At 67.5% G+C, this 15,558-nt stretch carries 14 protein-coding genes; 7 read left to right on the forward strand and 7 right to left on the reverse strand.

Features of this window, described 5'->3' with window-relative positions; translation table 11 throughout:
* Window positions 1-30: 30 nt before the first annotated feature.
* Together ACCC97_RS02810 and ACCC97_RS02815 are read right to left on the reverse strand one after the other, a co-directional pair.
* Window positions 31-2,235 carry a RelA/SpoT family protein gene (locus tag ACCC97_RS02810; protein WP_007837007.1) on the reverse strand — a complete coding sequence of 735 codons (2,205 nt, stop codon included), beginning with the start codon at window positions 2,233-2,235 and terminating at the stop codon, window positions 31-33.
* A 47-nt stretch (window positions 2,236-2,282) separates the two neighbouring features.
* A complete protein-coding gene (locus ACCC97_RS02815; RefSeq protein WP_413313924.1) occupies window positions 2,283-3,272 on the reverse strand; it encodes an alpha/beta fold hydrolase in 990 nt (329 codons plus the stop codon).
* Window positions 3,273-3,298: 26 nt separating this feature from the next.
* On the opposite strand from ACCC97_RS02815, the gene ACCC97_RS02820 reads away from it, so the two are divergent.
* Window positions 3,299-4,069, forward strand: a complete 771-nt coding sequence (locus ACCC97_RS02820; RefSeq protein WP_056519156.1) for a 3-hydroxybutyrate dehydrogenase — start codon at window positions 3,299-3,301, stop codon at window positions 4,067-4,069.
* A 27-nt stretch (window positions 4,070-4,096) separates the two neighbouring features.
* Here ACCC97_RS02820 and ACCC97_RS02825 read toward each other — a convergent pair whose 3' ends face one another.
* Together ACCC97_RS02825 and ACCC97_RS02830 are read right to left on the reverse strand one after the other, a co-directional pair.
* Window positions 4,097-4,801, reverse strand: a complete 705-nt coding sequence (locus tag ACCC97_RS02825; protein ID WP_413313910.1) for an SIMPL domain-containing protein — start codon at window positions 4,799-4,801, stop codon at window positions 4,097-4,099.
* A gap of 59 nt (window positions 4,802-4,860) precedes the next feature.
* Entirely contained in the window at window positions 4,861-5,220 is a 360-nt protein-coding gene (locus tag ACCC97_RS02830) for a hypothetical protein (RefSeq protein ID WP_413313909.1), read from the reverse strand.
* A 172-nt stretch (window positions 5,221-5,392) separates the two neighbouring features.
* On the opposite strand from ACCC97_RS02830, the gene ompR reads away from it, so the two are divergent.
* Both ompR and ACCC97_RS02840 read left to right on the forward strand, forming a co-directional pair.
* Window positions 5,393-6,124, forward strand: a complete 732-nt coding sequence (gene ompR / locus ACCC97_RS02835; RefSeq protein ID WP_007837017.1) for a two-component system response regulator OmpR — start codon at window positions 5,393-5,395, stop codon at window positions 6,122-6,124.
* A 74-nt stretch (window positions 6,125-6,198) separates the two neighbouring features.
* The gene (locus tag ACCC97_RS02840; RefSeq protein WP_042674038.1) at window positions 6,199-7,614 is read left to right on the forward strand and encodes a sensor histidine kinase; all 1,416 of its coding nucleotides are present in this window, start codon (window positions 6,199-6,201) and stop codon (window positions 7,612-7,614) included.
* Window positions 7,615-7,627: 13 nt separating this feature from the next.
* Here the strand turns inward: ACCC97_RS02840 and ispF are convergent, their stop codons facing one another.
* Window positions 7,628-8,116, reverse strand: coding sequence for a 2-C-methyl-D-erythritol 2,4-cyclodiphosphate synthase (gene ispF / locus ACCC97_RS02845; RefSeq protein ID WP_413313908.1), 489 nt, complete (start codon window positions 8,114-8,116; stop codon window positions 7,628-7,630).
* Entirely contained in the window at window positions 8,113-8,835 is a 723-nt protein-coding gene (gene ispD, locus ACCC97_RS02850; RefSeq protein ID WP_007837023.1) for a 2-C-methyl-D-erythritol 4-phosphate cytidylyltransferase, read from the reverse strand. Before ispD ends, ispF begins: the two co-directional genes overlap by 4 nt.
* A gap of 119 nt (window positions 8,836-8,954) precedes the next feature.
* Here ispD and mfd point away from each other — a divergent pair, with 119 nt between their 5' ends.
* The 3 genes from mfd (at window position 8,955) to ACCC97_RS02865 (ending at window position 14,348) form a co-directional block, all read left to right on the forward strand.
* Entirely contained in the window at window positions 8,955-12,437 is a 3,483-nt protein-coding gene (gene mfd / locus ACCC97_RS02855) for a transcription-repair coupling factor (protein WP_413331526.1), read from the forward strand.
* Entirely contained in the window at window positions 12,434-13,147 is a 714-nt protein-coding gene (serB, locus tag ACCC97_RS02860) for a phosphoserine phosphatase SerB (RefSeq protein WP_007837026.1), read from the forward strand. Before mfd ends, serB begins: the two co-directional genes overlap by 4 nt.
* Before the next feature lie 136 nt (window positions 13,148-13,283).
* Window positions 13,284-14,348, forward strand: a complete 1,065-nt coding sequence (locus ACCC97_RS02865; RefSeq protein WP_413331527.1) for an Ldh family oxidoreductase — start codon at window positions 13,284-13,286, stop codon at window positions 14,346-14,348.
* 6 nt (window positions 14,349-14,354) lie between these two features.
* Here ACCC97_RS02865 and ACCC97_RS02870 read toward each other — a convergent pair whose 3' ends face one another.
* Window positions 14,355-14,681 (reverse strand): DUF6172 family protein, encoded by a 327-nt coding sequence (locus ACCC97_RS02870; protein ID WP_007837030.1) that lies wholly within the window; start codon window positions 14,679-14,681, stop codon window positions 14,355-14,357.
* Between the two features lie 123 nt (window positions 14,682-14,804).
* Here ACCC97_RS02870 and ACCC97_RS02875 point away from each other — a divergent pair.
* A partial coding sequence (locus ACCC97_RS02875; protein WP_413331528.1) for a histone deacetylase family protein occupies window positions 14,805-15,558 on the forward strand: 754 nt, incomplete at its 3' end.

Raw genomic sequence — 15,558 nt, forward strand, 5'->3', positions numbered from 1 at the left:
CAGCTATTGTAGCAGGAGAAAACGCGCTTTTCAGCGGCGACGTGCAGATCGCACACCAATAACTGCAGTGACCAGCCCAAGGACCTGCGTGAGCCGCGCGGCATCTGCGATTTCCACAGTGAACGTCATCCACGCCGTGCCCTTGATCGACTGCGTCTGCACGCCGATCACGTTCATCTTCTCGCGCGCAAACACGTCGGAGATATCGCGCAGCAACCCTTGGCGGTCGGCCGCCTCGACGGCCACGTCCACCGCATACACAGGCGCATCGGCACCCTTCTTCGCAACGCCCCACTCCACATCGATAACGCGCTCGCCATCCTTCGCTGCCATCGTGCGGAAGTTGCTGCAATCGCCGCGGTGCACGCTGACGCCATGGCCCCGCGTGACGAAGCCGCGAATGGCATCGGGCGGCGCGGGCTTGCAGCACTTGGCGAGCTGCGTCATCAGCGAAGACACGCCCACCACCAGCACGCCGCCCTTGCCCGATTTTTCGCTGCCGCGCGCTTTCTTGATAAGCACGCCGTCATCCGGCCCCGGTGCGGGCTCGGGCGGACGCAGCAGCGTCTCGATGTTGCGCAGCGAGAACTCGTCCTTGCCCACCACTTCGAACAGGTGGTCCGCCGACTTGAAGCCGAGCTGCGACGCCAGGTCTTCGAGCCGCACTGCTGTCTTGCCTTCGCGCTGCAGCAGCTTCTCGACCGCTTCGCGTCCGCGCGCCACGGTCTCGTGCGTGATCTGTGCGTTGAACCATGCGCGCACCTTCGCGCGCGCACGATGGCTGGCCAGATAGCCCAGTTCAGCATTGAGCCAGTCGCGCGACGGACCGCCCTCCTTGGCCGCGATGATCTCGACCGTCTGCCCGTTCGACAGCGGCGTGTTCAACGGCACCATCGCACCATCGACGCGCGCTCCGCGGCAGCGATGGCCCAGCGTGGTGTGCACGGTGTAGGCAAAGTCGACCGGCGTCGCGCCCTGCGGCAACTCGACGATGGCGGCATCGGGCGTCAGCACATAGATGCGGTCGTCGAACAGACCCTGACCCTGCAGGCCGCCCGACAGATCGCGCTCCCATGCCAGCAGTTGCCGCAGCACCGCGATCTTCGCGTCGTACTCGCCACTCGCCCATACGCCCGCGTAGCCCTTGTGGCCCGCTTCCTTGTAGGCCCAGTGCGCCGCCACGCCATGCTCGGCGTGGTCATGCATTTCTTCGGTGCGGATCTGGATCTCGATCGGCTTGCCCGCCTTGCCATCCACCAGCTCGCGCACCACCGTGTGCAGCGACTGATAGCCGTTGGGCTTGGGCCGCGCGATGTAGTCGTCGAACTCCTCGTCGATCGGCTGGAAGTGCGAATGCACCCACGCCAGCGCCGCGTAGCAATCCTTGACGTCGGGCACCACCACGCGCAGTGCGAGGATGTCGAAGACCTGCTCGAAGTCGAGCGACTTGCCGCGCATCTTCTTGACGATGCTGTAGATGTTCTTGGGGCGCCCCTGCACAGTGGCCTTGACGCCTTCGGCCTGCAGTTCGTGCTCGAGCTGCGAGCGCAGTTGCTCGATGTGCCCCTCGCGCTCGATGCGCTTTTCGTCGAGCAGGCGCGCGATCAGCTTGTAGGTTTCGGGCTCGAGGAAGCGGAACGAGAGGTCCTCGATCTCCCACTTCACCTGCCAGATACCCAGCCGGTTGGCCAGTGGCGCGAACACCTGCAACGACTCGCGAGCCACGCTCTCGGGCGCAGGCTGCTTGCTTGCGGCCGCATGCCGCAGCGTCTGCAGGCGCGAAGCCAGCCGCAGCATCACCACGCGAAGGTCGCGCGAGAACGCAAGCAGCATCTTGCGCACGTTCTCGGTCTGCGCGCCCGCGCCTTCGACGTGATGCCCCTGCGACGCGGAGCGGGCCTGCTCCTGCACACGCACCAGCTTGGTCGTCTCGACGGCGAGCGCTGCAAAGTTGTCGCCGAACACCTTGGCGATCACCTCCTGCGGGCGATTCAGGTGCTGACACGAATAAACCAGATAGCTCGCCGCCTGCATGGCCTCGGAGCCACCCATCTTCGCGACGATGGCGGCAACCGCGTCGGCATGCGCGAGCGAGTTCTCGCCCGTGTCGAGCTTCTCGTCGGCGATCAGCGGTTCGGCGAACGCACGCGCGCGCGCCAGCATGTTTTCCATCACCGGCGTACGGTCGGCCGTTGCCGCGGACAACGGATAGTCGACCATGGCCGCGTCGGACATGGGTGCCGTCTGGAGACTCGAGGAATCGCGCTTCACGCTTCAATCAATCAATCGAACAGGAAGTTGGTGACAGCGGCGATCTGCAGGGGATCGACAAAGGTCGGCGCGTGGCCCACGCCTTCGAACTCGACCAGCGTGGCGTGCGGGCCGCGCTGTGTCATGGCCAGTGCGGTTTCGCGCGACAACAGATCCGATTCGGCGCCCCGCGTGACGAGCGTGCGCGCCTCGATGGCGTCGTACAGGCTCCACATGATCGCGCCGCCCTGCGCCGCGGCCTCGGGCGTGATGGCGCGCAGCGCCACGCCGATGGCGGGGTCGTAGTGAAGCAGCCAGGCCCCCTCGTCGCCGCCAGCCTCGGCCTTGGCCGAACCATCGGCAGTGCGCTGCGACGCGGGCACCACCATGTGCTGCGACAGCGCCAGCCACTGCGCGGGCGTGTGCGGCCCGAAGCTGGTCGACAACGTCCACATGGCATCGGCCGCCGCCTGCACGCTCGCGTAGGAACCGTTTTTCCCTACGTAGGCGCCGATGCGCTGCACTGCGGCCGGCTCGATCGTCGGACCGACATCGTTCGCGATGAAGCGGCGGATGGGCCGCGCCAGCGGCAGTTCCTTGTGGCCCGCGAGCACGAAGCCGATCAGCCCGCCCATGCTGGTGCCGAGGTAGTCGAGCGTGCCGATGGCCTGCTCGCGATGGAGCTGCGCGATCAACGCGACCATGTCGGCCGCATACACCGGCACCTGATAGAAAGCGGGGTCGCGCAGCCAGTCGCTGCGCCCACGGCCCACCACGTCGGGGCAGACCACGCGCACATCGCCGGCAGCGCGCGCCACGATGGCCTGAGCCAACAGGTCGAAATCGCGGCCCTGCCGGGTCAGCCCGTGCACGCAGATCACGACATGCGCACTGCGCGCGTCGCCCCATTGCCAATAGGCCATGCGATGGCCGCCTTGGGCGTCATCGCACGCCACGTAATGAAGCGTCGGTTCTGTCATGAAAACGAAGTCGTCCTGGTGCGGATAATTGTCTCGTCGCATCCTAATTCATCCGGAGATTGATCTTCATGCTCAAAGGCAAAACCGCGCTTGTCACGGGGTCCACCAGTGGCATTGGCCTCGCCATCGCCAAGGCTCTCGCCCAGCAGGGCGCACACATCGTGCTCAACGGCTTCGGCGATGCCGAAGCCCCCAAGGCCCAGATCGAGGCGCTCGGCGTGCGCGCCGAGTACCACGGCGCCGACATGAGCAAACCCGACCAGATCGAAGACATGATGAAGTTCGCCGCGTCGAAGTTCGGCCGCGTCGACATCCTCGTGAACAACGCCGGCATCCAGCATGTGGCCAAGGTCGAAGACTTTCCCACCGAACGCTGGGATGCGATCATCGCCATCAATCTCACCAGCGCATTCCATACGACGCGGCTGGCGATTCCCGCGATGCGCGAAGCCAACTGGGGCCGCGTCATCAATATCGCGTCGGCCCATGGCCTCGTGGCATCCGCGCAGAAATCGGCCTATGTCGCCGCCAAGCACGGCATCGTCGGCCTGACCAAGTCGGTCGCGCTCGAAACCGCGACCACCGGCGTCACTGCCAATGCAATCTGCCCCGGCTGGGTGCTGACCCAGCTGGTGCAAAAGCAGATCGACGACCGCGCGGCGCGCGAAGGCATCACGGCGGCGCAGGCGCAGAACGAGCTGCTGGGCGAAAAGCAGCCATCGCTGCAGTTCACCACCGTCGAGCAGTTGGGCGGCCTGGCCGTCTTCCTGTGCTCGCCGGCGGCCGATCAGGTCCGAGGCGTCGCCTGGGCCATGGACGGCGGCTGGACTGCCCAATAAAGGGTAGCCTGCCGGTACGCGCGCCCCTTACTTGAGCTGCACCGAGCCCGACACGCTCACCACGACGCTGGTCTTGCCGGCTTCGACCGGGACCGTCGAGTCGGACGAGAACGACTTGGCCTGCACCGCCATCATGCGCGGGCGGATCGGGCCACCGTCGTTCGCGTTCACCGATACCTCGCGCAGCGTGTAGCCGCTGAAGCCGAAGCCCTTGGCCAGCTCGCCGGCCTTCTGCTTGAAGTTCTCGATGGCGATGTTCTGCGCCTCGGTTTCGGTCTTGGCGCGCTGCTCGCGGCTCAAGCCGAAGCCCACGTTGCCCACGCTGAGCGTCGTGATGCGGCCGGCCGTCTGGGTGATGCGCGGGAAGTCGCGTCCCTCGAGCACCAGCTCGGTCGAGCCCTGCCAACCGTTGATCTTGCCGTCCTTGGAATAGCGCGGCGACAGGCTGAAGTTGCCGGTGCGCACGTCGAGCTGGCCCGCCTGGGCGTTCTTCTTCGCTTCGGCCAGGGCCGCGTCGAGCGCCGCCTTCAGCTGCGTCTGCACGGCGGCCGCGTCAGGGGCGTCGCGGGTGGTCACGAGCGTCATGCTCAGCATGTCCTGCTGCACTTCGACCGTGCCGGAAGCCGCCAGCTGCAGCACGTTCTGCGGTACCGGCGCAGCGTTCTGGGCCAGTGCGGTGCCGGCGGCGGCCAGGGCGGCGCACGCCGCGAGCAATTTGATTGTTTTCTTCAAGACGAAGTACTCCCCTGAGTTGGTATGAAAAGACAAGCCTGCGCCCGCAGGCTCGCGCATCAGCGGCGCTGGCTGCGCGGTGCGGTCAAGGACGGGCGGGCCGCGGGCGGCGGCACCGGCACGATCCGCTCGGCCGGCTGCGATTCTGCCGAATTGAGCAAAGCACCCGTCGCGGGCGGGGTCCATTGGCCGCGAACCTGCTGCCGCAGCTCGAACAGTTCGGCGGCGGTCAGGCGCCTGCCCGCGGCCGCCTGTTCGCGGCGGACCTCCTCGCGCTGCGCGGCACGATGGGCCGCCACCGCGTCCCGGACTTCGCTGCGGCGCACTTCGCCCACCCTGAAGAAATCGCCGGACATCGCCAGCGACGAACCGCAGGCGAAAACGAGGATGAACGGCAGGGCGAAAAATGGACGTCTCATTGAGCACAAGTCATCAGGAAATAGGACTTTGCCACCTCCCCGCTAACGTCGGATGACCAGACCGCGAGCGTCCGCAAGTTTTGTAACTTAGTGTCAAACCATAAGTAAATCCGGCTCAACGGAGCCTCAACGCCTTCAGAATCGGCCCTGTTACAAATTCATCGTTGTAGAAATGACTCAAGTTCCCGCTCGCACCGACAAGATCGTGATCGTCGACGACGACGCCCGCATCCGCGACCTCCTGCGCCGCTACCTGACGCAAGAAGGTTTCGAAGTGATCGTGGCCGAGGACGGCAAGGCGCTCAACCGCATCCTGTTGCGCGACACGGTCGACCTGATCGTGCTCGACCTGATGATGCCCGGCGAAGACGGCCTCTCGGTCTGCCGCCGCCTGCGGGCCGCCAACGACCGCACCCCGATCATCATGCTCACCGCCAAGGGCGAGGACGTGGACCGCATCGTCGGCCTCGAAGTCGGCGCCGACGACTATCTCGGCAAGCCTTTCAACCCGCGCGAACTGCTGGCCCGTGTGCACGCCGTGCTGCGCCGCCGTCCGCCGCTGGAGGCGCCGGGCGCCCCTTCTACCGAGAACGAGACCGTCACTTTCGGCCCGTTCGCCTTCGACCTCGGCTCGCGCACCCTGAAGAAGGATGGCGAAGAACTCTCGCTGACCACCGGCGAGTTCGCGATGCTGAAGGCGCTCGTGCGCCATCCGCGTCAACCGCTGTCGCGCGAAAAGCTGGCCCAGCTGGCGCGCGGGCGCGAGTTCGAGCCCTTCGACCGCAGCCTGGACGTGCAGATCTCGCGCCTGCGCAAGCTGGTCGAGTCCGACGCCGCGGCGCCGCGCTACATCCAGACCGTCTGGGGCGTCGGCTACGTGTTCGTGCCGGACGGCACGGCCTGACGCGCCGTTGACAGGTGGCCGTCGGCCAACCCACCAGACCCGGCGCGGCCCAGGAGGACGGCGTGCAGGTCACGATGCCGAGCCCGCTCGAAGCGAGCGCGCAACGTGACCGCCGCCCCGGCCTCAAGCTGGGGTTCAGCCTTTTCTGGCGCACCTTCTTTCTGCTGGCGCTGCTGCTCATCGGCTGCACGGTCGCCTGGCTGCAGACCTTCCGCTCGCTCGAATATGAGCCGCGCGCCATCCAGACCGCGCACCAGATCGCCTCGCTCGTGAACCTCACGCGCGCGGCGCTGGTGTATTCGGACGCGATAACCCGGGTGTCGCTCATCAAGACGCTGGCCGACCAGGAGGGCGTGCGCATCCTGCCGCGCGAACCCAACGACCGGTTCCAGCCCTACACCAGCGGCGCGCTCGACCTGCGCGTGACCGAGGAGCTGATTGATCAGCTCGGTGAAGGCACCACGGTGGCCAGCCGCGTGAACGACGAGGCGGGTCTCTGGATCGGCTTCACCATCGAGAGCGACACCTACTGGCTGCTGCTCGACCCCACGCGCTTCAGCCGCGTGGGAGGGCGTACCTGGCTGGTCTGGCTCAGCACGGCGATGGCGCTCTCGCTGGCCGGCGCGGCGCTGATTACGCGGCTCATCAACCTGCCGCTCAAGCAGCTGTCGCGCGCGACCATGCAGGTGCGCGAAGGCGAGTACGAGGCGCACCGGCTCGACGAACGAGCCCGCACCAACGAGATCCGCGCCGTCAACATCGGCTTCAACCGCATGGCGGACCAGCTCGCCAAGATCGAGCAGGACCGCGCCATCATGCTGGCCGGCATCTCGCATGACCTGCGAACGCCGCTGGCCCGGCTGCGGCTGGAAACGGAGATGAGCGTGGCCGACGAGGACGCGCGCGACCACATGGCGGCCGACATCGCCCAGCTCGACGCGATCATCGACAAGTTCCTCGACTACGCGCGGCCCGACCATGTCGATCCTCGTCCGGTGCTGCTGCGCGACGTGGTCGACGCCTGCACCTATGCGGTGCAGGACTACGAGGAGATGAACATCAAGGTCGAGGTGCCGTCCGACCTGCGCGTGATGGGCGATGAAGTCGAACTCACGCGCGTGATCTCCAACCTGGTGGAGAACGCGCGGCGCTATGGCAAATCGCCCTCCACAGGCGTGGCCGACGTCACGATCCAGGCACAGGCCAACAACGACGCGGTGCTGATCAAGGTGCGCGACCACGGCGCAGGCGTCGAGCCCGCCCTGCTCTCGCAGCTGACCAAGCCCTTCTTCCGCGGCGACACAGCGCGCACCTCGGCAGCCGGCGCGGGCCTGGGCCTGTCGATCGTGGCGAAGAACATCGAGCGCATGGGTGGCACCTTCGCGCTGACCAGCACGCCGGGCCGCGGCCTGGCGGCGCACATCAGGATGCCGCGCGCGATGCCGGCGCCGAAGCCGGGTGAGCTGCCGGGAGGCAGGAAGCCAGCCTGAGCCCGCGGAGGCCTCAGCGATGCAGAAGTACGGCCGCGCGGGCTTCCATCGCGCGGCCCTCGCCCACCGGGCCGAGCTTCTCGGCCGTCTTGGCTTTCACGTTCACCTGGCCGACCGCAATGCCGAGCGTGCCGGCGATTCGCTGGCACATGAGCGGAATGTGAGGCGCGAGTTTGGGCGCCTGCGCGATCACGGTGCTGTCGACGTTGCCGATCTCCCAGCCCGCCGCGCGCACCCGGCGCGCCGCCTCGGCCAGCAGCACCGACGAATCGGCACCGCGGAACTGCTCGTCGGTATCCGGAAAATGCCGGCCGATGTCGCCGAGCCCCGCGCCACCCAGCAGGGCGTCGGTGATGGCGTGCAGCAGCACGTCGGCATCGGAATGCCCCAGCAGGCCGGTGGTGTGCGGCACCTCGACACCGCCCAGGATCAGCTTGCGCCCCGCCACCAGCTGGTGAATGTCCCAGCCCTCGCCGACACGGATGTTGAAGGCGCTCGTCATGCAATGCCCTTCTTGCGGCCCTGCAGGACCGCCTCGGCCAATGCGAAGTCCTCGGGGAACGTCACCTTGAAGTTCTGCGCGCTACCCTGCACCAGCAGCGGCGACAGGCCGATGGCCTCTATGGCGCTGGCCTCGTCGGTCACGGTGTCGCCCGTGCGCTCCAGCGCGTCGAGCAGCATGCCGATGCGGAACATCTGCGGCGTCTGCGCCAGCCACTTGTCGGCGCGCGACAGCGTCTGGGCTACTCGGCTCTCGGCCGTCGACGCCTTCAGTGTGTCCGCCAGCCGGTGCGCCAGCAGGCCGCCCACAGCGTCGTGCTCGCAGGCCGCAATCAGCGCCTCGATCTGGCTCGACGTGACGAGGCAGCGCGCCGCGTCGTGCACCAGCACCCAGTCGTGCGCGCCTGCGCCCTTCTGCCGCAGTGCCACCAGGCCGTTGCGCACCGTGGCCGCGCGGGTCACGCCGCCCACGCGCAGCAGGTATTCGTTTTCGGCGGGAAAGCGCGGCAGCACCGCATCCACGTCGCGGTCGTCCGGCGACACCACCAGCGCCAGCCCGGCGAAGCGCCCCGCCAGCGCGCGGAAGGCCTCCAGCGTGTGGGCCACCATCGGCAGGCCGGCCAGGCGTCGGTACTGCTTGGGCAGCGCGGACTGCGCATGCCCCGCACGATGGCCGGAGCCGGCGCATGGGATCAGCACGAAAAGTCGGGAAGAGGACATGAGGGCCCGGCGCCGGCGCTGGCCAGCAAGCGAATAAAGGGCCGCCATTCTAGAATCGACCGCTACGCACACCCCTCGCCAACCGGCGCGGGGTGTTGTGCATTTCCAGTAAGCGTTCCATGGACCTCCCCCACCTCACGGCGGGCAAGCGTTTCACGCTGCCGCGTCCCCCGTTGTCGGCCGATGCACTGCTGCTGGCGCAGCTGGCCATGCGCGAGAAAGCCGCCGGGCGCGCCACGGCGATGTTCACGGCCGACGCCAACGACGCGCAGCGCCTGATCGATGAAATCGCCTTCTTCGCGCCCGACCTGCGATGCGCCTTGTTCCCCGACTGGGAGACGCTGCCCTACGACAGCTTCTCGCCCCACCAGGACCTGATCAGCGAGCGCCTGGCCACCCTCTGGCGCATCAGCCAGAAGGAGGCCGACGTGGTGCTGGTGCCCGCCACCACCGCCCTCTACCGACTCGCACCCCCGGCCTTCCTGGCCGGCTACACCTTCCACTTCAAGGCCAAGCAGAAGCTCGAGGAATCGAAGCTCAAGGCCCAGCTCACGCTGGCCGGCTACACCCACGTGACGCAGGTGGTCAGCCCCGGCGAATACGCGGTGCGCGGCGGCCTGATCGACCTGTTCCCCATGGGCTCGCCGGTGCCGTTTCGCGTCGACCTGTTCGACGACGAGATCGACACGATCCGCACCTTCGACCCGGACACCCAGCGCAGCCTCTACCCCGTGCCCGAGGTGCGCCTGCTGCCGGGCCGCGAATTCCCGATGGACGACGACGCGCGAGCGCGCTTTCGCAGCCGCTGGCGCGAACTGCTCGAGGGCGACCCGACCAAGAGCCGCATCTACAAGGACATGGGCAACGGCGTGGCCACCGCCGGCATCGAGTACTACCTGCCGCTGTTCTTCGACGAGACGGCCACGGTGTTCGACTACCTGGGCGCAGACGCCACGGTGGTGCTGCACGGCGACCTCGAACCTGCGTTCCAGCATTTCTGGCAGGACACGAACGAACGCTACCGGCTGGTGCGTGGCGACCCCGAGCGCCCCGCCCTGCCGCCCGAGGCGCTGTTCCTGAACGCCGAGCAGTTCTACCAGCGCGCCAAGCCGCACGCGCAACTCGCCATCCGCGGCGACGTGCCCACGGAAGCGCCCTACGCCGAATTCGACAAGCTGCCGCCCTTCGCCGTGGTGCGCGGCGCGGAAGACCCGCTGGTCGGGCTCAAGGCCCACATCAAGGCCACGCCCCACCGCGTGCTGCTGATCGCCGAGAGCGACGGCCGCCGCGAGAGCCTGCTCGACTTCCTGCGCGCCAGCGGCGTGAGCCCGCCGGCCTTCGACTCGCTGGCCGAGTTCGAAGCCTCTGCCGACGAAAAGGTCGGCATCGCCACCGCCGCGCTGGCCTCGGGCTTCGCCTGGCGCGAGCAGGGGATCGACCTCGTCACCGAGACCGAACTGTTCGCCACCGCGCCCACCACGCGCCGGCGCAACAAGAAGCAGGAGCAGGTCAGCGACGTCGAGGCGCTGATCAAGGACCTGTCGGAACTCAACGTCGGCGACCCGGTGGTCCACACCGCGCACGGCATCGGCCGCTACCGCGGCCTGATCCACATGGACCTGGGCCAGGGCAGCGGCCCCGACGGCAAGCCGCTGCTGCAGGAAATGCTGCACCTGGAGTACGCCGACAAGGCCACGCTCTACGTGCCCGTGTCGCAGCTGCACCAGATCAGCCGCTACACCGGCGTGAGCGCCGACGAGGCCCCGCTGCACAAGCTGGGCTCCGGCCAATGGGAAAAGGCCAAGCGCAAGGCCGCCGAGCAGGTGCGCGACTCCGCTGCCGAACTGCTCAACATCTACGCTCGCCGCGCCGCGCGCGAAGGCCATGCTTTCCGCTACTCGCCGGCCGACTACGAGGTGTTCGCCAACGACTTCGGCTTCCAGGAAACCGCCGACCAGAAGGCCGCTATCCACGCCGTGGTGCAGGACATGATCTCGCCCCAGCCCATGGACCGCCTCGTGTGCGGCGACGTGGGCTTCGGCAAGACCGAGGTGGCGCTGCGCGCCGCCTTCATCGCCGTCACCGGCGGCAAGCAGGTCGCGTTCCTCGCGCCCACCACGCTGCTGGCGGAGCAGCATTACCAGACGCTGGTCGACCGCTTCGCCAAGTGGCCCGTGAAGGTGGCCGAGATGAGCCGCTTCCGCTCGGCCAAGGAAATCACCACCGCCGCCAAGGGGCTGGCCGAGGGCCAGGTCGACATCGTGGTCGGCACGCACAAGCTGCTGTCGCAGTCGGTCAAGTTCAAGAACCTGGGCCTGCTCATCATCGACGAGGAGCACCGCTTCGGCGTGCGCCACAAGGAGGCGATGAAGGCCATGCGCGCCGAGGTCGACGTGCTCACGCTCACGGCCACGCCGATTCCGCGCACGCTGGGCATGGCGCTCGAAGGCCTGCGCGACCTCAGTGTGATCGCGACCGCACCGCAACGGCGCCTCGCCATCAAGACCTTCGTGCGCAACGAAGGCACGGGCGTGATCCGCGAGGCCGTGCTGCGCGAGCTCAAGCGCGGCGGGCAGGTCTACTTCCTGCACAACGAGGTCGAGACCATCGAGAACCGGCGCCAGAAGCTGGAAGAAATATTGCCCGAGGCCCGCATCGCCGTGGCCCATGGCCAGATGCCCGAGCGCGAGCTGGAGCGCGTGATGCGCGACTTCGTGGCGCAGCGCTACAACCTGCTGCTGTGCTCGACCATCATCGAGACCGGCATCGACGTGCCAACCGCCAACACCATCGTGATGAGCCGCGCCGACAAGTTCGGCCTGGCGCAGCTGCACCAGTTGCGCGGCCGCGTCGGCCGCTCGCACCACCAAGCCTATGCCTACCTCATGGTGCCCGACACCGAGGGCCTGACCAAGCAGGCGGCGCAGCGGCTCGACGCCATCCAGCAGATGGAAGAGCTGGGCTCCGGCTTCTACCTCGCCATGCATGACCTCGAGATTCGCGGCACCGGCGAGGTGCTCGGCGAGAACCAGAGCGGCAACATGATGGAAATCGGCTTCCAGCTCTACAACGAGATGCTCAGCGAGGCCGTGCGCTCGCTCAAGGCCGGCCAGGAGCCAGACCTGCTCTCACCGCTGTCGGTCACCACCGAAATCAACCTGCACGCGCCCGCCCTGCTGCCTGATGACTACTGCGGCGACGTGCACCTGCGCCTGTCGTTCTACAAGAAGCTGGCCACCGCGAAGACGCCCGACCAGATCGACACGCTGCTCGAAGAAATCGTCGACCGCTTCGGCAAGCTGCCGCCGCAGGCACAGACGCTGATCGACACGCACCGCCTGCGCGTGCTGGCGCGGCCCTACGGCGTGGTCAAGGTCGACGCGGCGCCGGGCATCATCAACATCACGTTCAAGAAAGATGCGCCGGTCGATGGCATGGCCATCATCCAGCTGATCCAGAAGAACAAGCACATCAAGCTCGCCGGCAACGAGAAGCTGCGCATCGAGCGCGAGCTGAAAGAGCCCAAAGAGCGAGCCCAGATGGTGCGCGACGTGCTGCGCAGCCTGGGCCAACCCCTCGTCAAGGAAACAGTCACCGCATGAGCGCTACCCAAGAAATCTCCCCCGGCCTCGTCATCCAGCGCGTGAAGCCACCGTTGCGGCTCGCCGACTTCAAGCTGATTGCGTTCGACATGGACTCGACGCTGATCAACATCGAATGCATCGACGAGATCGCCGATGCCGTCGGCAAGAAGGCCGAGGTCGCCGCCATCACCGAGGCCACGATGCGCGGCGAGATCAAGGACTTCAAGGAAAGCCTGCGCCGCCGCGTGGCGCTGTTGCAGGGTGTGCCGGTCGAGGCGCTGCAGCAGGTGTACGACGAGCGGCTGAAGCTCAACCCGGGCGCGAGCGAACTGGTAGCAGCCTGCAAGAAAGCCGGCCTCAAGGTGCTGCTGGTGTCGGGCGGCTTCACCTTCTTCGCGAACCGCGTGAAAGACCGGCTGGGCATCGACTTTGCGCGCTCCAATCTGCTCGACGAAGCCGGCGGCAAGCTCACCGGCGAAGTCGTCACGCAGAGCTGGGGCGACATCTGCGACGGCGCCGAAAAGCGCAGGACGCTGCTCGAGGTGGCTTCGCTCATGGGCATCTCGCCGCAGGAAACCATCGCCGTGGGCGACGGCGCGAACGACCTCCCGATGATGGGCGAAGCCGGCCTGTCGGTGGCCTATCACGCGAAACCCAAGGTGCGTGAACAGGCAATGGTTGCAATCAACGAAGGCGGACTGGACCGCCTTCTCGAAATACTGCGATGAGCGATTGGGGGCGTGGTTCGGGGGCGATGATGCCGACGGGGGACATTCGCGCAGGAGCGTACCCGGTGCCCTTGCACGCGCCCTGAACGACAGCGCCCCCAAGAACAACCGCCCCAACGAGACACGGACCACTGACATGACCGACACCGCCCCGCTCTACCGCGCCGAAGCCCTCAAGGACTACGCGAGCGCCCTGCTGCAAAAAGCCGGGCTCGCCGCGTCGATGGCCGACAGCGTCGCCCGCACGCTCGTCGAAGGCGACCTGCTGGGACACGACACGCACGGCCTCGCGCTGCTGGCCGGGTACGTCAAGGAACTGGAATCCGGTGGCATGACGCGCGACGGCACCCCCGAGGTGCTGTCCGACCGCCCCGCCGCCGTGCTCTGGGACGGCAAGCGCCTGCCCGGTCCTTGGCTCATGGACCAGGGCATGGATTTGCTGATTCCGCGTGCCCGCGAACTCGGCACCGCCTCGCTCGTCATCCGCCGCAGCCACCACATCGCCTGCCTCGCCGTCTACATGTTGCGCGCGCTGCAGGAAGACATGCTGATGCTGCTGGCCTGCTCCGACCCCAATGCCGCCAGCGTCGCGCCCTTCGGCGGCACGCAGGCCGTGTTCACGCCGAATCCGCTGGCCATGGGTTTTCCGCTCTCGCAAGGCGGCGTGATGGTCGACATCTCGGCCTCCATCACCACCAACGGCATGAGCAACCGCAAGCGCGCAGCGGGCGAGACCTTCGCCGAGGAATGGCTGATCGACGCTGCCGGCAAGCCGTCGAACGACCCGCAGGTGCTGTTCGACCAGCCGCCTGGCACGCTGCTGCCGGTCGGCGGATTGAGCCACGGCCACAAGGGCTACGGCATGGCGCTGCTGGTCGAGACGCTCACGGCCGGCCTCGCGGGCCACGGCCGGGCCGATCCGCCCGAGGGCTGGGGCGCGACGGTGCACATCACGCTGCACGACCTGAATGCCTTCGGCGGCAAGGACGCCTTCCTGCGCCAGATGGACCATGTGGCGGCGAAGTGTCGCGGCAACGTGCCCATCGACCCGGCCAAGCCTGTGCGGCTACCGGGCGAAGGCGGTTTGAAGCGTCGGGAAGCGCAGGCCAGGAACGGGGTGCGGCTGCACCCGTCGATTGCGCGCTCGCTGCAGGATGCGGAGCAGCGGTACGGCCTGCGGTTGGCGCAGGCGCAGGCCTGACGGCGGTTATTCCTCTTCGGAATCGGTGGCCGCGCCCTGTTCGCCTTCAGGCCGCGGCTTGCGCTTGCCGGGCTTGGCCAGGATCTCGATGTAGAACTGCTTGCCGCCTTCCTTCACCACCCCGTCGATGAGGCCCGTGATGGCGGAAAGGTGAATGACTTCGGCGGATTCCTGGGCCGCGCCGAACTTGCAATCGAAGTCCCAGAAATCGCTGCCTTCGGGCAATTCGCGCCGCCGCTCGCGCTTGATGTACTTGCGGATCTCGTGCTTGATGGCTTCGAGGAGACGGTCGGGGTGCTTGCCCTCGACCTGAAGCTGAAAGGTTTTTCTCATGGGTGATCGTAACCAATGTGGATGCCGCCGATTCGCGCGCCATCCGATGCCCTCGATGGGCACCGATCTTGCTCGCTACCATGGCTGCCGAGCAAATTCCACGGCGGCCATGCCGAATCGCCCATGCTGACCTACTTCCATCCAGAGCAGCTGCTGCACCATCCGCGCAGCTACCTGTCGCGCGGACAGATGCGCACCCCGCAGGAAATTCCCGACCGCGCACTTCGACTCGTCGCCGCCGTGCAATCGCTCGGCTTCGATCTCCGGACGCCGGCCGACGCCGGCATGGCGCCATTGGCCGCCGTGCACAGTGCCGACTACCTGCGCTTTCTGGAGGACGCGCACGGCGAATGGAAGCAGATGCCGCCCGACTGGGGCGACGAGGTGATGTCGAACGTTTACGTGCGCGAGCCCAACCGCCTGCGCGGCGTGCTGGCCAAGGCGGCGCGCTACCTTGCCGACGGCAGCTGCCCGGTCGGGGCCGAGACCTGGCGCTCCGCGTACTGGTCGGCCCAGAGCGCGGTGGCCGGCGCGGCGGCCATCGTCGACGGCGCCCCTGCGGCCTACGCACTGTGCCGCCCGCCCGGCCACCATGCGCGCGTCGATGCCGCTGGCGGCTTCTGCTACCTCAACAACGCGGCCATCGCCGCCCAGGCGCTGCGCGGGCGCTTCGCTCGCGTGGCGGTCCTCGATACCGACATGCACCACGGCCAGGGGGTGCAGGAAATCTTCTACGACCGCAGCGACGTGCTGTATGTCTCGATCCACGGCGACCCGACCAACTTCTACCCTGCCGTGGGGCGCGGGGCCACCCCGCGCGGCCGCGCCGGCGGCGCGCCGCGGGAGACACGCGTAAAACATAGCCACCGGCCCCCCG

It is taken from the genome of Variovorax sp. Varisp85 (genome assembly GCF_047304045.1).
Classification (GTDB): Bacteria; Pseudomonadota; Gammaproteobacteria; order Burkholderiales; family Burkholderiaceae_C; genus Variovorax.